This is a genomic window from Algoriphagus halophilus (assembly GCF_900129785.1).
GTDB classification, from domain to species: Bacteria; Bacteroidota; Bacteroidia; order Cytophagales; family Cyclobacteriaceae; genus Algoriphagus; species Algoriphagus halophilus.
The window spans coordinates 2,128,358-2,148,617 of the sequence record NZ_FSRC01000001.1; the positions used below are offsets into that span (position 1 = coordinate 2,128,358).

Consider the following 20,260-nt stretch of genomic DNA (forward strand, 5'->3'; position numbering starts at 1 on the left):
AACTGGGCATTTAGAACAATAAAAATCAAAAATCAACGGATTAAGGTGAAGGTTCCTGTTTCAGAATCGGATCCTACCCCATTTTCCAAGGAAAATTCATAGGTGATTTTATAGGTAAATACCCCGGAATCCACAGAAGTGCCTTTCAATTCCCCATTCCAGCCCTCATTTCCGGAATAAATCAATTGCCCCCATCGGTCCCAAATCAACAGTAAATAGGTAATCGGGCAATTGGAAATGGGCTCATACACCCCCTCAGATGGCAAAAATCCCGAGGGCATCCGAACCTGGGGTTTGGAAGGCTGTATGACCCCGCTTCCGGTCACCACACAACCATTGGCATCAGTAACAGTGACAGAAAACTCCCCTGAGGACAGGCCGTCAATGATCGCCCCGTTCAAACCATTGTCCCATATTATTTCATAGGGAGCTACTCCTCCAGCGGGAATTACTTCCAACACACCATCCCCACCTCCTGGGCAACTTGGGCTGATTTCATTGAACGTAAGCGTCAACGGATCTGGACCCTCAATGATCCCTTCCACTGGTATGCTGCAGGACCTCGAATCGAGGATGGTATGGGAGAATGGCCCTTTTGGCAAGCCCGTCACTTTCAAAAACGCTCCATCCCATTCTGATTGCTGACCTTCCACCTCATAAGGGGGTGTCCCACCCGAAACCCTCAATTGATACGATCCATCTGCTGCATCATGGCAGCTTACTTCATTGGTAAGGGGTTCATCAAGAAGACTCAAAGGCTCCAAATCTTCCAGTTCAATCATCAATACCTCTTCCCCACAGCCGGATAAATCCTTGATTTTTACTTCGTATGTTCCCTGGGAAAGATTGAAAGCACTAAAGGATTCCAACAATGGATCATGACTCCACTCCACCTGGTAATTTCCAGAACCACCTTGAGGATCCAACACAATGGAGCCATTCGATTCTCCCGGGCAAGCAGGGGATAATTTTTCAGAGATACTTACTTCAAATTCAGGGTATATGAATACGTCCAACACTTGCGAAATCCCGGCACATAAGGAATTGACCAAACTGGTGGATTCATAATACAAACTTCTCTCTGGGGCATTCTCCTCCCATTGCACCTCCACTTCGATGGTACCCTGCCCATCTATAATAGTTCCTCCTGTTACCACCCATTGATAGGTATTTTGATCGGAAGGAAAGGGAATAGTATAAGTCACTGTCTCGGACAATACCCCACAAATCCCCTCGGGACCTAAAGGCCTATCAGGTTCAGCATCATTGGAAACCTGCACTTGGATTTCTTGGATCTCTCCTTGACAACCATTTTCTGAATAAGGAATGGCTTTTACGGATCCATTTTGGGTTTCCACGTCCCACTTTACCGTGAGGGTAGAATCAGTACTCACCAATTCAATTCCATCGACCACTTCCCATACTACTCTTTCAAAATTATCCGTGTTTTCAAAGGTATAAGTCACTTCATCGGCATTGAGGCATATGGCACTGGGACCGATCAGTTCCCCTTCGATTTTTTTCACCTCCACTTCAAACTTAAACTCTTCCTCACTGTCACAATTCCCTTCGCCGGTAGATGCCAAAACCACTACCTCAAACACTCCCTCTTCTTCAAAAGTATGGGTCACTTCTTTTCCGGATTTCAATTCAGTTCCATCTCCAAAATCCCAAAGAAATGATTGGAACATCGGATTATCCGGTATGATTTCCCAAACTCCTTCCTTCCCAAAACAAGCAACCTGATCCCCTTCTACCTCAAAATCGTAGGTGGATTCTGCTTCAAACTGAACATTTTCCAAACTAGCTCCGGTTGCGTATCCATAAGAGGAAATAAAACCATCTCCATAGGCATAGGCTATCAGGCCTTCTGGATTGGACAGGGAATTCCCTCCTTCATTGATGACCAATTGGGCATAGCTAAAACCTGGGTTTCCAGGTACGGGAAGAAATTCAGCTCCCACATTTTGGCCATTCAAAACCGTTTGGCCTGCTGCCTCTGAAGGGACCATCACATTGGCATAGTGCTTTAAAATTTCATCTCCAACAGGAGTGGAGAATAGAATGGACTTGATCCTCTGGCTGTTATCACTATAGGTGATTAACGATGGATCTCCCTGTGCTGAGAAGGTGTCATTAAAATCATTACAAGCTTGGCTTTTCGCCAAAACAGAAACAGCTGTTGGGTTGGAGGATTCAATAGATACCACTTCTTTGGGACCAAACTCCAGTTTCAAAAATTCACCGGCGTCCAGGTTGCCCACCGAACCACCATTGACAGTTACCTCGGTATTATCTTCAGAAGCCAGCACCTTCACAATTTCTCCCGATGTCCTTCCTGCCAAGGGAACATGGATATAGGATTTCCCCCAATTTTTTACAGGATAAGCCTGTTGAAACAAATGATCACCAGTGGTTCCACAATCCCCAGCACTGGTCAACTTATTCCCTCCAAAAACTGCAATATTTTTACAATCTCCATCCGTGCTATTCATCACCCTGATCCGGGAACCTGTCAAATCCCCTTTGGCTTTGATTTGGTAACTCTCTCCTGCATTCAGGAATATGGTTAAAGGAGCATTGGCCGGAATGGTATTGACGGTATTCGTGGAAGTCACAATTTCAATCTCTGTATTGTTTTCCACCGCCAAAATCAACAGTGTACTCTCATAATTCAAGTTTGCCCCGGGATCTTGGCCTGCTCCAAAAACATCGGCATGTGCTGTCACATAATATTCCTTCCCCAATGCCGTGATGGGTAACACCACCGTTCCATCCAGACTGCGTTGCCTTTGGTTTACAGCATGTACTGCAATCTCTCCTGAGGAGGAAATAAATGCGGCTTTGGTTTCAACCGTGCCGGAACTCCTATGAATCAAGTCCTCCCCATTGTTGAACTCATAATAAAACTGCTCTCCTTTTTGGAGTGAAAACGGAATATCCTTACCTCCCGCTTGAATCATTCCTTCACTGTCTTCATTGGCAGTGATGATCACGGAGGCTAAATCCGGTTGATTGGGACGGTTATTGTTTTCCATAAACCCCAAAACAAACTCCTTCCCTAGGGTACTCAGTTGGGCGTACCCATCCAAGCTTACTAAAAAAGTAAGTATGCAAAACAGAAATAAGCGTCCTAATTTGGGCATCTTGTAAAATTCACCTGATTAAAGTAAACCCTCCTCGCTTCTCAATGGTTTGAACTTCTCCTTCCAATGGAAAAGAATAGTGGTATAAATAGGTATAGGTCCCAGATGGGGCCTCTTCATTTGCTACCCTTCCGTCCCAACCAGATGTACCTGTATAAATCAATTGCCCCCATCTGTTATAAACCCAGAGCTCAAATTCAATTTCACAATTGGAAACTCCTTGAAAGAGGTCTCCCGAAGCATCCGGCTTAAACCCAGTAGGCATACGAACCTCCGGGGCTGCTTCCAACACTTCTCCTGTCCCTAAACTAATACAACCTGAATTATCCAGAACAGAAATCTGATAGGTACCTCGTGGAACTCCAATTAATTGATTCCCTTGCCCCTCTGGCACTTCCCATGTGTAAATGTAGGGGGCATCTCCCCCTCCTGGAATTGCCAATAACTCTCCGTTACTTCCTCCTGGACATGTGGGTTTTTCCAATCTCACCGATACTTCAAGCGCAGGTGGTGAAGTAATCTCGAAAGCCAGGGGAATTACACAGCCATTGGCATCGCTGAACTCCCATTCATAGAGCCCTTGCGGCAAATCAATCAAATTTATTACTCCTGTAGTAGTCTGACTTCCTTGATATTCATAGGTGTATGGAGCCACTCCGCCAATCAGCGATACCGCTAATTTACCATCGGATTTCCCGTAACAGGAAGTTCCTTCTACTTGGACGGATAAAACCTCCAGTTGATTTGGTTCTTTGATCTCCAGCGCTTCCAGGGAGAACTCGCAACCATTGGCATCCACTACTTTTACCTCATAAGTGCCGGCCGACAATCCTGTTGCCTTCAACTGTTTCAACCCCGCATCATGAGACCAATTCACCTCAAAAGGTGCCACTCCTCCAACTACTTCCAACTCAATTTCTCCATTACTCTCCCCAGAACAATGAATCGTACTTTCTTTCACTGACCTTAACTCCAGGCGATCTGCCACCTCAATTTCCAACACAGGTGAATCGCCTCCACAGGAATTATCCACCAAACTGGTCACCGTATAACTTACTGATCCCTTCATGCCAGGCTGATCCCAGATTACTTCAATGCTTCCATCATCTGAAGTTGAACGAATGGTACCCCCAAGAACAGTCCACTCATAAGCTCTCCCCGGACTCGAGTCAGGCACTTCATAAACAAATGGAGTCGTTGGGTCAAAACACACCTGGGTTGGCCCTTCTGGCATGACTGCTTCCAGCTGTTTATTGATGGTTACCTCCAACCGAATGGTGTCACCTGGACAACCATTTTCAGAATAGGGAATTGCTAAAATACTGGCCAGATCATTGGCGGGACCCCAGTTTACCAAAATGGAATCTCCATAATTTTCTACGATATCACCACCTTCCACTTCAAATTCAAGCGTTGAAACCTGGTTGGAAATAGCATCTGAAAGCTTATAGATCATTGCTTCTTCCCCAGGACATACGCTGGATATTCCTTCTATTTCCAACTCAGAAGAGAGTTCTATCACTTCTACTTCAAAAACCACTTCCTCCTGTTCCTCACAGGTAGTTGGACTAATAGAAGCTTTGACCAAAATCTCATAATCTCCAGCTTCGGTGTAGGTATGGGTTACTTCCTTGCCTATTTTCACCTCAGAACCATCGCCAAAATCCCATTCAAAATAACTGAAGTTAGGGTTTTCAGACTCAATCACCCAGGTACCTTCGTGATTCAGACAGGCTACTTGTTCCCCATTTACCTCAAATTCATAAGAGGATTCTGTTTCAAAATTCAAATTATCCAATGCCGCTCCTACTGCAAATCCATACGATTCAATAAACCCAAAACCATACACATAACCATTGAAACCTTCGGAGTTCACCAACCGGTGCACCCCTTGTGAAATATTGATCCTGGCATAGGAATAAGAGGGATCTCCCGGGACCGGGGAAAACCTGGTCCCTAGATTTTGTCCGTCCAAAAAGGTAAGACTCTCAGTCCCTGCTTTCACTACCAGATTTAAATAGTGTGATACAATCGAGGGTAAATTCAGGGCATTAAACTGAATTTCCTTGAGCAATTGTTCGCTGGGGCTATAGGTCATCATAAAGGGATCTCCATTGGAATAATTGGGATCGTTGGGCTCGTTACATTCCTGGCTTTTTGAAAAGACGGTTACACTTGCCGGTTTGGAAGTTTCGATTTTTGCGGACTCGTTAATCCCAAAATCCACGCTTAAAAACTCTCCGGCATCGATGGTACCTCTGTTTTGGCCACCAATCGTAACTTGGGTACCATCTTCCGAAGCAAGTATTTTCACCAACTCCCCGGAAGTCCTTCCCGAAAGTGCCACATGTACAAACGAGGTTCCCCAGCTGGAAGTGGGATAGGTTTGTTGAAACAAATTATCCGGTGCACCTCCACAATTCCCTACGGTAGTCCATTTATTGCCTCCAAAAACAGCGATCTTTTTACAACTATCCGCATTTTCCCCGATCACCCGAACCCTGGAGCCCGTTAGATCCGCCTTGGCTTTCAACTGATAACTTTGTCCTCGGTTTAAAGTGATGGTAAAAGGTACTCCCGGGACATTTCCCCCGTAAGCCTGGACCGAAGAAGTGATTTCAATTTCTGTATTGTCCTCCGTAGCCACCACCAACAATTCACTTTCATCATTGACATTGGCGACAAAGGGCACTGGAACTGTCAAAAGCTCATAATGGGAGGTAACCAAATAATCCATGCCCAGGGCACTGACAGGCAACACCACTGTTCCGTCAGCAGAACGAAAACGCTCATTAAACGCATAAACCGCTATTTTCCCATTGGAACTGATGTAAACTCCTTTGTTCTCAATAACTCCTGTATTCCGATGTAATAAATCAATTTCTTCCGAAGGCACCACATGGGCAAATTGCTGTCCCTTGGAAAGGTTAAAAGGAACGTCCCTCCCGTTATACTCGATGTAGCCCACCGCGTCTTCATTCGCAGAAATAACAATTACGGCTTGATCGGGAGCATCTGGTAAAACTCGATTATTGTCCATGAATCCCACCCAGAACTCCTTTCCTACTGTGGAGAGTTGTGCAACTGATTTTTGGCAATAAAAAAAGCAGCAAAAAAGAAATAAAAATCCAAGTAAAATTCTCTTCATAGAAACCCAACTAGTGGAAATTGCTTCAATATAAACAACCTGCGAAACAATAGTTTAAATATTCAGACTATAGACAGGATTTTAACTTAGAAAAGCGCTTTCCCAACCTGCTCAACAAAATTTTATTCCTATCTTTGCGGCTCAAAAAAAGAAGCAAAACCGAATGATTTCAGTAGATAACCTTTCTCTTAAATTTGGAAAAAGAACACTTTTTGATGAAGTAAGTGTCAAGTTTACCCCAGGTAATTGTTACGGGGTAATCGGTGCCAATGGTGCCGGAAAATCTACTTTTTTGAAAATTCTTTCCGGAGATATAGAAAGTACCAGTGGTTCCGTAAATATTACTCCTGGCCAACGAATGGCCGTATTAAGTCAGGATCACTTTAAATTCGATGAGGTAGAAGTCCTGAAGACCGTATTGATGGGCCATAAAAAGCTCTTTTCAATCATGGAAGAAAAGGATGCCATCTACCTGAAGGAAGACTTCTCTGAAGAAGATGGGATCAGAGCTTCTGAATTGGAAGCAGAATTTGCTGAAATGGATGGCTGGAATGCTGAATCCGATGCAGCTTCCCTCCTTTCTGGCCTTGGCATCACGGAGGACCTTCATTACCTTCCCATGAACCAACTGGCAGGGAATCAAAAAGTACGGGTGTTATTGGCCCAGGCACTTTTTGGTAATCCGGACATTCTGATTCTGGATGAACCTACCAACGACTTGGATTCAGATACCATCGAGTGGTTGGAGAACTTCTTGATTGATTTCAAAAACCTGGTCATTGTCGTTTCCCACGATAGACACTTCTTGGATACCGTTTCTACCCACATCGTAGATATTGATTTCTCCAAAATCAAGATTTATTCAGGTAACTATACCTTCTGGTATGAGTCTTCCCAGCTTGCATTGAAGCAACGATCTGAGCAAAACAAGAAGGCGGAAGAAAAGCGTAAAGAACTTCAGTCATTCATCGAGCGATTCTCTGCCAACGTGGCAAAGTCCAAGCAAGCGACCTCCAGGAAGAAAATGCTTGAAAAGCTGAATGTGGATGAGATCCAGCCTTCTTCCAGAAAATACCCTGGCATCATCTTCAAACCTGAAAGAGAAGCGGGTGACCAGATATTTATGACCGAAAACCTGGAATTGAAATCAGATGGAGTTACCTACTTCACGGATGTCAATCTGATGGTGGATAAAGGAGATAAAATCGCGTTCATCTCCAAAACCAAGCAGGCAGTCAATAAGTTTTTCCAGACGATCATGGAGGAAATCCCCGTGCAGACAGGGAGTTTCAAATGGGGAGTGACCATCAACAAAGCCTACTTACCGAATGACAACTCTGAGTATTTCAATTCTGACCTCAATCTGATCGATTGGTTAAGACAATATTCCTCTAATCAGGAGGAAGCGTATGTAAGAACTTTCTTGGGGAGAATGCTTTTCACAGGTGAGGAAACACTTAAAAAGTCTTCTGTACTTTCTGGTGGAGAAAAGGTACGCTGCATGATTTCCAAAATGATGCTTCAAAACCCAAACCTATTGGTCATGGATGAACCTACCAACCACTTGGATCTGGAGTCGATTACTGCTTTCAACAATGCCGTAGTGGAGTTTACGGGAACTGTTCTGATGTCCTCTTATGACCACGCATTTGTTCAATCTTCTGCCAACAGAATCGTGGAATTTACCCCAAATGGAACGATTGATAGAAGAATGCCTTATGATGATTATTTAAACTCTGAGGAAATTAAAGCGATCAGAGAAAAAATGTACGGAACTAGTTAAGCTTTACTCTTGCTGCTGACTTCGATCATTATTTATCTGGCAATTACGGTTGCCATCGGAGCCTGGTCTACCAGACTGGTGAAAAGTTCCAATGATTTCGTGTTAGCGGGAAGGTCTTTACCTCTTTTCCTATCAGCATCTGCATTATTTGCAACATGGTTTGGCTCCGAAACGATTTTCGGAGCCTCTTCTGTTTATTTGGAGGAAGGGTTGATAGGCGTAATCGAAGACCCCTTTGGAGGCGCACTTTGCCTGGTATTGTTTGGTCTGTTTTTTCTCCGGCCCATGTATAGAATGGGGGTATTGACCATAGGGGATGTATTCAGAAGGATTTTTGGAAAACGCGTAGAGTTTTTTGCTTCCGTCTTCATGATCCCTGCCTATTTCGGATATGTAGCAGCTCAATTGGTGGCCTTGAGTTTAATATTAGGATCCATTACGGATTTAACGTTGGTGGAAGGAATTTTAATCTCCTCAGGCATTGTGGTCTTTTACACCTTCCTGGGTGGAATGTGGGCCATTTCTATCACTGATTTTATCCAAACTACCATGATTGTGGTAGGATTACTATGGGTATCCATGATGGTCGCCTCAGAAGCAGGGGGAGTTCAGAATATTTTATCTCAGGCCCCGGAAGAAAGCTTCCAGTTTTTCCCAACTGGCGGTGCAATTTCCTGGATCAACTATTTTGGAGCCTGGATCATATTAGGCCTGGGTAGCATTCCAAGTCAGGATATTTACCAGCGGGTCATGTCTTCCAAGTCTGAAAAAGTAGCCGTAAGATCCACGTATCTGGCAGGAGGGTTTTATTTGACTTTTGGGTTGTTGCCCTTATTTATAGCACTGGGAGCAAAGGTGCTTTACCCGGAACTTTATCTGGAAAACAAGCAAATGCTCCTGCCCACCATGATTCTTGCCCATGGGGGTCTTCCCATTCAGATTGTTTTCTTTGGAGCCCTGATCTCCGCCATCATGAGTACTACCAGCTCAGGCTTATTGGCACCGGCGGCCATTCTTTCTGAAAACCTGATCAAACCTTTTTTTGGGGAAAAACTGAAAGACCAATCGCTTTTATGGATTCTGAGAGGCAATATAGTTTTGGTGGCCCTGGTCGCCACGGTCATAGCCACGATGGAATCGGACATTTATGACCTGGTTGCAGGAGCTTCCATTTTGATGCTGGTTTCCCTGTTTGTCCCTTTGACAGCAGGTCTGTATTGGAAAAAGGCATCGCCTGTAGGCTGCCTGCTTTCCATGATGGTAGGAATGGTTTCCTACTTGATCTCCGATCAATTGAACCCTGTCATAGATTCACATCTTATTGGATTGATATTTAGTATTTTAGCAATGATAATCGGAAGCATTAGTTTCCCAACACGAACCCCACAACTCGATGAATTATCCTAAGATCATATTAAAAAAAGGAAAGGAAATCTCCTTAAAAAGAAAGCACCATTGGGTGTTTTCCGGAGCAATATTTCAAAAGCCGGAACACTTGGAAAACGGTGAACTGGTTGCTGTCTATTCTTCCAGAGAGGAGTTTCTAGGTATAGGTCATTTCTCTCATGGCTCTATCATGGTCAGGATCATATCCTTCGAAAACAGGGAAATTGACCAGGAGTTTTGGAATGTCAAGATCCAATCAGCCTATGCCTTGCGGCAAAGTTTAGGCTTGACAGCCAATCAGGAAACCAATGTCTATAGGCTTGTTCACGGAGAAGGGGATTTAGTACCTGGCCTGATTGTGGATTTTTACAATGGCACTGCCGTCATTCAAGCCCATCACGTGGGAATGCATGCCCATATCCAAGAAATAGCCCAGGCGATTCACCATACCTATGGGGAAAAGTTGGCCGGGGTCTTTGACAAAAGTGCAGAGACCCTTCCCAAGAATCTGGGGATCTCCTCCAATGAATGGATCATAGGGGAGCCTAATACTGATTTGGTAAAAGAATATGGAGCCACGTACAAAATTGATTGGGAGAAAGGGCAGAAAACCGGGTTTTTCATCGATCAACGAGAGAACAGGAAATTGCTTGCCTCCTATTCTTCCGGAAAAAAGGTCTTAAACACTTTTTGCTATTCGGGAGGGTTTTCGGTGTTGGCGCTCAAAGAGGGGGCAAAGGAAGTTCACTCCGTAGACATCTCCCCCAAAGCAATCGAACTTACGGAAGAAAACGTTGCGTTGAATCCTGAGATCGAAGGCAAACATGAATCCAAGGTAGCAGATGTGGTCAAATACATTCGGGAGATAGGTGATGACTATGACATCATTGTGCTGGACCCGCCTGCTTTTGCCAAGAACATGAAAGCCCGGCACAATGCCGTCCAGGCCTACAAACGATTAAATGCTGAGGCTTTGAAAAAAATCAAACCAGGAGGGATCTTATTTACCTTTTCCTGTAGCCAGGTAGTGGATAAAGCGTTGTTTGCCCATACGATTACGGCTGCCGCTCTGGAATCGGGCAGAAACATAAAAATCCTTCATCAAGTTACCCAACCAGCGGATCACCCAGTGAATATTTATCATACAGAAACTGAATATTTGAAAGGACTCGTATTATTTGTGGAGTAATGCCTGATAATTCGAAGCCATTCAACTATTTTCACCTATCAAAATAAAAGATCATGTATACAGGATTACAACATTTACATTCTGGCCTGGCTTACTTAGTGCTATTGGCCCTCATTATTATAGTGATATATGCCCTTCTAGGCAGTTTATCCAATAGACAGTTTACGGATAAGGATAGAAAAATTGCATTGATCGGTTTTATCCTTTCTCACCTTCAATTGACAGTAGGACTCATCCTCTATTTTGTAAGCCCTCTCGGATTTGAAATGTTAAAATCAGGTTCGGCCATGTCGGACCCTGCAGTTCGATTGACGGCGGTAGAACATCCATTGGTCAATATCATTGCGATTGTGCTCATTACCATAGGATATAGCAAAGCCAAAAAAGGAAGCATTCCCAGAGCTCGCTTCCGTAGCATTTACATGATGTATGCGATTGGATTGGTATTGTTACTTTCAAGAATACCTTGGGTAACTTGGTTAGGGTGATCTCCCAAAAAATTCTATGTAAGTCCGGCAAGTCATTGTCGGACTTTTTTGTTTCCGATTACTCAAATTGAACAATCTGTCCTTTGAATTTGCCTTTTGAATAGTCAAATAAAGCCTATTTCACATTTTTGCAACTTTGTTTCATTTACACTAGTTTAATCTAGAAATGGATTCTATTTTTGTTTCGTGAAACTTATTCAATACACCATTTTCCTCTCGTTGGTCCTCCTTTTTGGTTCCAAAAATACCTATGCCCAAAAATGTGATTTATCCATAAGGGGCAGGATTTTGCACCAAGAAAACAATGATCCTATTGTAGGAGCCTATATCTGGGTAATTGAAAGTGCCACCGGAGCAGTTTCTGATGAAAATGGAAACTTTATAGTCAAAAATCTTTGTCAGGGGGATTATCACCTCACCATTCAATACCTGGGACATAAGGAGATCCAAGACAGTATTTCATTATCCTCCAACAACTTCAACAAAACCTATAGGCTGGAAGAAGAATCCCTTGATTTGGGAGGAGTGGAAATTCACGGTCATCGGTTTGCCGTGCAAACCACGACAGCCGTTACGGCCCTCTATGGGGAGGCATTGCTGGAAGCGAGAGGTGAAAATTTGGGGGAAAGTCTCAAGCGGATCTCTGGGGTAACCACTTTTTCCACAGGAAACAGCATCGCAAAACCCGTGATCCATGGGATGCATAGTAATAGAATTATGATTCTCAACAATGGAATCAGATTAGAGGGTCAGCAGTGGGGCGCAGAACATGCACCGGAAATTGATCCTTTTGTAGCAGATGAGATTACGGTCATCAAAGGAGCTGAAACGGTAAGGTATGGACCTGAGGCAATGGGTGGGGTCATTTTGGTAAACCCTGCTCCTATTCCTACCAAGAAAGATCCCAAGACCAATATTTACCTCAACGGTGGAACCAATGGAAGAATGGGCAACATTTCCATTTCCCATGCGGATGGATCCAATAAAATCAAAGGATTGGGTTACCAGGTCCAAGCCTCTGCCAAGAGGGCTGGAAACATTAAATCCCCGGATTACTTTCAGGGAAACACCGGATTGAGCGAGCTAAACTTCTCTGGTTCTGTAGGATATAGCAGTTCCAAGTTAGGGATAGAAGGGTATTATAGCTACTTCAATACCACTTTAGGGATTTTAAGGGATTCCCATACCGGTAATTTAGACGATTTGCTTGCCATTATTGAAAATGGAAGACCTTTTTCAGATCCAGGGTTCACGTATGAAATCATCAATCCCAAGCAGGTGGTTTCCCATCATTTGGCGAAAGTCAAATCTCATTACCATCTTTCCGATACTTGGAAATTGAATTTTCAATATGGTTTCCAAACCAATAACAGACAGGAATTTGATAAAAGAAGGGGTGATTTAAATGAAAGGCCAAGTTTAGACCTCCAGCTCTTCACGAATACGCTTGACTTATTTATTGATCATAATCTGAAAAATGAATGGAGTGGAAGTTTTGGCCTAAATGCGATCCAACAGGCCAATAACAATGTTCCTGGAACGGGTGTTACCCCTTTGATCCCGAATTATGACATGATCAATCTGGGGATCTATGCCATTGAGAAATACAGTAAGGGGCCTTTGGAGTTGGAGGGCGGATTACGCTTTGACACACGATCAGTAAATACGGCCAGGTATGTGGATTCAGAGCTGCAGGAAGCGGAATTAAGCTATACCAATTTCTCGGCATTCATCGGAGGATTGTACCAGATCAGCCCAAAAGTCACCTTCAATTCCAACTTAGGAACAGCATGGAGACCTCCCAATGTCAATGAGTTGTTCAGTGAAGGATTGCACCATGGAGCAGCTGCAGTAGAAATCGGAGATCCGGACTTGAATTCTGAAAAATCCCTGAAATGGGTAAATGCCTTTGAATACGATGGAGGAAGAACCCATCTGGAACTTACTGCCTACGCAAACCATATTTCAGATTACATCTATTTAAATCCGACCGGTGAAACCTACGTTTCCTTACGAGGTACGTTCAATGTGTATGAATACTTACAGGCCAATGCCTTCTTTTATGGATTTGATTTCTCTGGAAGCTATGTGTTTACAGAACGATTAAGTGCCTATGCGAAGGGTTCAATCATCCGGGCAAAAAACACGGATGAGAACAACTATTTCCCTTTCATTCCTTCCGATAGAATGGATTGGGGACTGGCTTACCAATTTGGTTCCCTGAAAAATTCACAGACCAATAAATTGACATTGAGCAATATGCTGGTGGCCAAGCAACATAGGGAACCTGATTTTGATCTTGCTCCGGCTCCTCCTGCCTATGCCTTGTTCAACCTAGCCTATCAAAAGAAATTTATCCTGGGTGAAAACCAATTGAATGTAGGGGTGCAAATTCAAAACCTGTTCAATACCTCCTATAAGGAGTATATGAATCGATTCCGGTATTTCACGGATGATATGGGTAGAAATATTCTCTTAAAAATAAATTATCAATTTTAAACTTCAACCAACGTATGAATTACTTCAAAAAACCTGCTTTTCTAATGGCAATGATGGTTTCACTGGCTTTTGCCTCTTGTAATAGTGAAGATCCGGTTCCTGAAAATGACGAGGAATTAATCACAGATGTGACTTTGAGATTTACAGAGGTGGATGCAACGGGCAATGCCATTGGAAGCCCTTTTGAGTTTGTCGCATCCGATCCTCAGGGAGTGGAATTAGGTGATCCTACCATTGAGACCGTAGAATTGGTGAAAGGAAAATCCTACCAAATGGAAATCTTCCTTTACAATTCCATTGCGGATGAAGATATCACTGAAGAAGTTCAGGAAGAGGCTGATGAACATCAGTTTTATTTCTTGGGAACTGCATTTGTAGGTTCTCCTGTATTGACTTACACATACGATGACGAAAATGGAGAGATCATTGGGCTGAAGGGGCAAGTGGAAGTCGCTGAATTCCCAGGATTCAACAATGCCAACATGCGAATCATATTGAGACATGATTTGGACAAGAATTATCCAGGAGCGGATAATCCTAACTTCGAAAATTACACTCAAGCAGGAGGTGAAACGGATTTGGATCTCACCTTCCCTCTGGTGTTAAACTAATTAAGACCTAAAACAGAAAAGCAGCTTTACCAGCTGCTTTTTTTGTTTGAATTCAGGGATGATTTTTATTCTTGATAGTTGGCTCCGACATCCCCCGCCACTAAAATCACTTCATAGTCCGGGCCCTCACTGGCAAGGTGTACTTTTACATGCCCATTGAAAGTCAGGAAACTTTCGTAATTGATCACATTCCCATTTGATAGCTCCGTCAAAATAGTGGCTCCCACCAAGGAACTGGCATAAATTGGACTCAACATCGCAGCCATGGGAGCATCAGGGGTTCCATAAGGACCATAATGCAAATGGGCAGGATAGGTTACGGCAGTACTGCCTTTTTCTCCTTTAAGGGTAATGACCAATTCCAATTCCCCGGTTGGCAACTCCCCTACCTCTAATTCTCCGGTATACTTATAATCGCTTGCCTGCTGCAACTCATAAACGGTGGACCGCACATACCGAGAAGGTCTCTCTACCTCTGTGCATCCAACAAACAATACTCCAATAACAAAAGCTAAAACTAGTTTCCTCATAAATAATTTCGTTCAACAGTAAAACGATTTCACTTCTCATATGTTTTCTAATCTCAAAAGTGAAACAATCCTGATCAATAACCAACGTCAAACCTAAGCAATTAATGCATTAAATGGCCAAAATAAAAATCGACAATTTCCTTCGATTGATGGGTTTCATCAAAGAATTCTCACATTTTCACGGGTGCAATACTTTTTAAAAAGCAACAAGATATGAAGGACAAAAGGCTCCAAATCGCATTCAATTACTTTCAAACCAAAGGCTGGAAGCCCTTTCCCTTTCAAATTGAAACTTGGAATGATTTTTTGGATGGCAAATCCGGGTTATTGAATGCCCCTACAGGGTCAGGAAAGACATTCGCCTTGTGGTTTCCCGCAATTTTGGAATACATCCATCAACATCCGGACAGCTGGAAAAAGCCCAAAAACAATGGGATTCAGATAATTTGGGTAACCCCATTGAGGGCTTTATCCAAAGACATTCAAATGGCCATGCAGGAAGTCTGTGAGGTGATCGGGCTGCCTTGGAAAATTGCGGTGAGAAATGGAGACACGGATGCAAAAACCCGAGCTGCTTTAAAAAGAAGACCTCCGGAATGTCTGATTACTACCCCTGAAACACTCCATGTGTTGATCTCCCAGAAAGATCATAAACAATTATTTCAAACTGTCAATGCGATTGTGGTAGATGAATGGCATGAATTAGTGGGCAATAAGCGTGGCGTCCAGGTTCAGCTGGCACTAGAATATATTCAATCCATCTGTCCTTCGACATTTCGAAGATGGGCTGTTTCTGCCACCATCGGAAATTTAAAGGAAGCTGCAAAAGCTTTATTAGGGACCCATAATCCTACCCATATTGTAAAAGCGAACATCGGTAAGGAAATTTTGGTGCATCCGGTATTTCCAGAAGAAATTGAGAAATACCCTTGGTCAGGGCATTTGGGAATTCGGATGCTCGAAAAAGTCATTCCAATTATTGAAGAAGGAAAAACGGTGTTGCTCTTTACCAATACCCGTTCCCAAACTGAAATCTGGTATCAGAAGATTCTGGAAGCAAGACCTGATTGGGCGGGTTGGATCGCCATGCACCATGGTTCTTTGGATATGTCCGTGAGATCCTGGGTGGAAGAATCCCTACATGAAGGAAGGTTAAAATTGGTGGTATGTACCTCCAGCCTGGATTTAGGGGTGGATTTTAGACCGGTGGACCGGGTCGTTCAAGTGGGAAGTCCCAAAGGCGTCTCCCGCTTTATCCAAAGGGCAGGGAGAGCGGGGCATCAACCGGGATTGCCTTCTGAAATCTTCTTTGTGCCTACCAATGCCCTGGAATTGATTGAATGTTCTGCACTTCGAGATGCGATTGAAAACAATGAAATGGAATCCCAATTTCCACCAGAACTTCCCTATGATGTTTTGATTCAGTTTTTAGTCACACTCGCTGTCGGTGAAGGTCTAAATCCTGAAGAAATTTATCTCGTTGCCAAAAAGACCAAATCCTTTGAAAACCTATCGGAATCAGAAATGAGCTGGTTGATGGACTTCATTACCAAGGGTGGTGCATCCTTGGGCAGCTATGAGGACTTCCTCAAAGTCAGCCTGGATGAAGATGGGCTATACCGGGTAAAAAGTAAACGGATCGCCATGAAGCATCGGCTTTCAATGGGTACGATTGTTTCGGAAGTGATGCTCAAAGTGAAATTTAAAAACGGAGCCTATTTAGGAAGCGTGGAAGAATTCTTTATTTCCAAAATGAAAATCGGAGATCGCTTCTTCTTTGCAGGCAGAAGTTTGGAGCTCTTACAGGTCAAAGGGCTGACAGCCACCGTAAAGGTCTCTGAAAAAAAGACCAAAAATGTAGTCTCTTGGATGGGGGCCAGAATGTCCCTCTCCTCCAAGCTGTCGGATAAAATCAGGGAAATACTCGAGTACTACAACCAAGGCAACTACATCTCAGAGGAGATTGTGAGGGTGTTGCCCATTCTGGATTTACAGAACAAATTATCCCTGGTACCCAATAGAGATACCTTCCTGATTGAATCCCATCAAAGCAAAGAAGGTTTCCACTTATTCTTCTATCCCTTTGAAGGAAGGATGATCCATGAATTGATGAGTGCGTTGATTGCCTACCGTATCAGCATCAGTCAACCGGTGACCTTCAGCATTGCCATGAATGACTATGGGTTTGAACTTTTATCCGATCGCCCCATTCAGATAGAGGAGCTGTTGGAGGAAGATCTGTTTTCACTGGACAACTTCCAGGAAGACATCCGGCATTGTGTCAATGAAAGTGAAATGAGCCGAAGGAAATTCAGGGAAATCGCCAGTATTGCAGGGTTGGTGTTCCAGGGCTATCCGGGAAAACCTACCACTTTTAAGCATATCCAAGCGAATTCCAGTTTGCTCTTTCAAGTATTTGAATCCTACGATCCGGACAACTTATTGCTCAAACAGGCGCATGCAGAGGCCATCAATCAACAAATGGATCAGGAAAAAATGATCAAGGCATTGAAGAAAATCAATTCCCAACGGATCGTATTGAAAAACCCGGTTCAATTCACCCCTTTTTCATTCCCCATCATGGTGGACCGATTGAGTCGCACGTCCATATCCTCTGAATCCATAGAAGATAGAATCGTCAAAATCCAGGCCCAATTTGAAATCCAGGATTAATTGGCCCTCCAGAAGAATGGGGTAAAAAGAATCAAAATCGTAAATAACTCCAATCTTCCCAGCAGCATAATAAAGGAAAGGAAAATCTTCGCGGTCGGGCTGAAGAACGAGAAATTATCAACCGGTCCTACTTTACCAATGGCAGGTCCCACATTCCCCAAACAAGTGGCGGTTGCCCCCAGCGAAGTCTCCAGATCATATCCCATAATGGATAGGACAAATGCTCCAAATACGAAGATCAGCAGGTACAACAACAGGAAGTTCATGATGTGGGTTACAATTCTTCCGGTCACGCGATCTCCATTGATGATCAGAGGTACGATGGCCCTGGGGTGAACCAATCTTTTAAATTCCAGGTAGGAGTTTTTGAAAAAGGTGAGGTGCCTTACGAACTTGATACCACCCGCGGTTGAACCTGCAGAACCACCCACGAATAACAAAATAAAACAAATGAAGGTCATTCCCTGGCCATATTGGGTATAATCATCTGACACAAAACCAGTGGTAGTAATGAGCGAAACGACCTGAAAAGCAGATTTACGGAATGCCAATTCGGCATCTGATCCAATTTTGGTGAATATTGGGAAAAACAAGACCACAGAGGTAGCGAGCACAATGAAAGCATAGGCCTTAAATTCATCGCTTTTAAGCACTCTTCTAAACTTTCCTACCAATCCGAAATAAATCACCGTAAAGTTGGTACCCGCCAAAAACATAAAGAAGATGGCAGTATACTGGATAAATGCAGAGTCGTAATAGGCCATACTTGCGTTCTTGGTGGAGAAACCACCTGTTGCCAACGTGGTTAGCGCATGATTGATGGCATCATAGAACGTCATCCCCCCCACCCAATACAACAAGGTAGCCGCGATGGTCAAACCTACATAAACATACCATAATCGCTTGGCAGTTTCTGAAATCCTGGGATGTACCTTGTCAGAAGTAGGTCCGGGGGATTCAGCCACAAACAATTCAATTCCACCAATACCCAATAAGGGAAAGATCGCGACGGTCAATACGATGATCCCTAAACCTCCTATCCACTGCAGCATGCTTCTCCAGAACAAAAGCCCTTTGGGCATGGCTTCTATGTCGTTCAGGATGGAAGCTCCTGTGGTGGTGATCCCGGAGGTGGTTTCAAATAAGGCATCTGAAAAAGAATAGATTTCATGGCTGAGGATGAATGGAAGCATTCCAAATCCCGCCATAAAAATCCAACTCAAGGAGACGATTAAATAACCTTCCCGCTTCCGGATATTTTGATCCTGCTTGGAGAAGGAAAAAAACAGAATCCCTCCGATGACCATGGTGATCACCGCAGAACTTAAAACCGGCCAGGGATCTTCATTAAAATGCAATGAAAAACCAACTCCAGGAAGCATCAACAGTGATATCAGCACCAAGAGGGCTCCCATGATTTTGGCGATCTCTTTAAAGTGAATCATAGTTAATGAAAAAGTTTTTCGAGCGGAAGTTTTGCTTCAGGAAGGGCCAGTACAATCGCCTTGTCGTCCATTTGAAGTAAAAAGTCTCCATCCGGAATAAATACTTTATCCCCTCTGATGACCCCGGCTACGATGGCGGAATCTGGAAAATGGAGTTCTCTTAACGGTTTTTTTACCAATCGATTGGTTTTACATACCGAATACTGGATAAACTCTGCATCCACCCCATAGATCCCGGATACTGCATCCACCGTTCCTTTTTTCAGGTACCTTGAAATCTCATTCGCTGCTACCAGCTTCTTGTTGATCAGTGAATCCACTCCGATACTATGGGAAATATGAATGTATTCACGGGTGTCCACATGGGCGATGGTTTTGTATACTCCGTGATTTTTGGCAGTCAGAGAGGTAATGATATTGGTTTCTGAAGACTCCGTCAATGCCAAAAATGCATCCATTTGCTCCAATCCTTCCTCTACCAGTAATTCAATGTTTTTATAATCCCCATTGATGACCAGTGTATTGCTAAGGTTCTCTGCCAACCATTTACATCTTTCTTTATCCTTATTGACCAAGGTCACTCTAAAGTGGTCTTCCAAACGCAATGCAGTGGTCAAGGCCATGTCATCACCTCCAATGATCATCACGTTCTTGATGGTCACCTTCTTTTGGCCCAATACGTCCATGATGCTTTCAGTATTCTTTTTATTGGAAATAAAGAACACATGGTCATTGTTTCGGATGATGGTACTTCCTCTTGGAATGATCGTTTTTTGATCCCGTAGAATGGCGATAATCCGGATATCTTCAAATATGGGATTCGTCTTGGTATCCATGATCCTCTGGTTTACCAGGGGATTGGATTGGTCCAAGGTAATCCCAACGATATTCAATTTACCTCCACCAAAGTCAAATACTTCGGTGAAGCTGGAATTCTCGATCATGTTAAAGATTTCCCTGCTGCATAGCATGGTGGGAGAAATCAGATTATCGATTCCTAGATTATTGAAATAGTTTACGTTTTCAGGATTCAAATAGGAGTGGTTTCTTACCCTGGCCATGACTCTTTTGGCCCCCAACTGTTTTGCCAAGACTGCAGTCACAATGTTGGTCTTTTCTGAGGTGGTCACACACAGTACCATGCTTGCCCGCTCCACATTTGCTTGTTGAAGGACTTCAAAAGAGGTAGAATCTCCCTGTACTGTCAATACATCCAACTTCGAAGCCACATATTCCAGCACTTCCCGATCTGTATCAATCAGTGTAATATCCTTATTATCATAGCTTAATTGCTCGGCCAAGTGATATCCCATATCTCCTGCGCCTGCAATCACGATATTCATCCCCATAGAGGTAATTCGA

Annotated in this window: 12 protein-coding genes; 7 read left to right on the top strand and 5 right to left on the bottom strand. The window is 43.5% G+C overall.

The annotated features are described in order from the left end of the window. Positions 1 to 32 precede the first annotated feature (32 nt). Together BUR11_RS09070 and BUR11_RS09075 are read right to left on the bottom strand one after the other, a co-directional pair. Entirely contained in the window at positions 33 to 3,146 is a 3,114-nt protein-coding gene (locus tag BUR11_RS09070) for a PKD domain-containing protein (RefSeq protein ID WP_074224510.1), read from the bottom strand. 10 nt (positions 3,147 to 3,156) lie between these two features. Further along, complete coding sequence (locus tag BUR11_RS09075; RefSeq protein ID WP_074224511.1) at positions 3,157 to 6,294, bottom strand: PKD domain-containing protein; 3,138 nt, start codon at positions 6,292 to 6,294, stop codon at positions 3,157 to 3,159. A 163-nt stretch (positions 6,295 to 6,457) separates the two neighbouring features. Here BUR11_RS09075 and BUR11_RS09080 point away from each other — a divergent pair, with 163 nt between their 5' ends. From BUR11_RS09080 to BUR11_RS09105, 6 genes are all read left to right on the top strand, one after another. Then, complete coding sequence (locus tag BUR11_RS09080; RefSeq protein WP_074224512.1) at positions 6,458 to 8,077, top strand: ABC-F family ATP-binding cassette domain-containing protein; 1,620 nt, start codon at positions 6,458 to 6,460, stop codon at positions 8,075 to 8,077. Between the two features lie 9 nt (positions 8,078 to 8,086). Beyond that, positions 8,087 to 9,484: a sodium:solute symporter family protein gene (locus BUR11_RS09085; RefSeq protein WP_074224513.1), complete on the top strand. Its 1,398-nt coding sequence runs from the start codon at positions 8,087 to 8,089 to the stop codon at positions 9,482 to 9,484. Further along, positions 9,471 to 10,652: a class I SAM-dependent rRNA methyltransferase gene (locus BUR11_RS09090; protein ID WP_074224514.1), complete on the top strand. Its 1,182-nt coding sequence runs from the start codon at positions 9,471 to 9,473 to the stop codon at positions 10,650 to 10,652. Before BUR11_RS09085 ends, BUR11_RS09090 begins: the two co-directional genes overlap by 14 nt. Before the next feature lie 53 nt (positions 10,653 to 10,705). Further along, the gene (locus BUR11_RS09095) at positions 10,706 to 11,140 is read left to right on the top strand and encodes a hypothetical protein (RefSeq protein WP_074224515.1); all 435 of its coding nucleotides are present in this window, start codon (positions 10,706 to 10,708) and stop codon (positions 11,138 to 11,140) included. 186 nt (positions 11,141 to 11,326) lie between these two features. Beyond that, positions 11,327 to 13,639, top strand: a complete 2,313-nt coding sequence (locus BUR11_RS09100) for a TonB-dependent receptor (RefSeq protein WP_074224516.1) — start codon at positions 11,327 to 11,329, stop codon at positions 13,637 to 13,639. A 14-nt stretch (positions 13,640 to 13,653) separates the two neighbouring features. Beyond that, positions 13,654 to 14,250 (top strand): hypothetical protein, encoded by a 597-nt coding sequence (locus BUR11_RS09105; protein ID WP_074224517.1) that lies wholly within the window; start codon positions 13,654 to 13,656, stop codon positions 14,248 to 14,250. A 65-nt stretch (positions 14,251 to 14,315) separates the two neighbouring features. Here BUR11_RS09105 and BUR11_RS09110 read toward each other — a convergent pair whose 3' ends face one another. Further along, positions 14,316 to 14,780 (bottom strand): hypothetical protein, encoded by a 465-nt coding sequence (locus tag BUR11_RS09110; protein ID WP_074224518.1) that lies wholly within the window; start codon positions 14,778 to 14,780, stop codon positions 14,316 to 14,318. A 213-nt stretch (positions 14,781 to 14,993) separates the two neighbouring features. Between BUR11_RS09110 and BUR11_RS09115 the strand changes: the two genes are divergently transcribed. Then, a complete protein-coding gene (locus tag BUR11_RS09115; protein ID WP_074224519.1) occupies positions 14,994 to 17,453 on the top strand; it encodes a ligase-associated DNA damage response DEXH box helicase in 2,460 nt (819 codons plus the stop codon). Here the strand turns inward: BUR11_RS09115 and BUR11_RS09120 are convergent. Together BUR11_RS09120 and trkA are read right to left on the bottom strand one after the other, a co-directional pair. Continuing rightward, positions 17,450 to 18,898, bottom strand: coding sequence for a TrkH family potassium uptake protein (locus BUR11_RS09120; protein ID WP_074224520.1), 1,449 nt, complete (start codon positions 18,896 to 18,898; stop codon positions 17,450 to 17,452). The two genes, BUR11_RS09115 and BUR11_RS09120, sit on opposite strands and share 4 nt — an antisense overlap. Before the next feature lie 2 nt (positions 18,899 to 18,900). Further along, positions 18,901 to 20,247 (bottom strand): Trk system potassium transporter TrkA, encoded by a 1,347-nt coding sequence (gene trkA / locus BUR11_RS09125; protein WP_074224521.1) that lies wholly within the window; start codon positions 20,245 to 20,247, stop codon positions 18,901 to 18,903. Between the last annotated feature and the right edge of the window lie 13 nt (positions 20,248 to 20,260).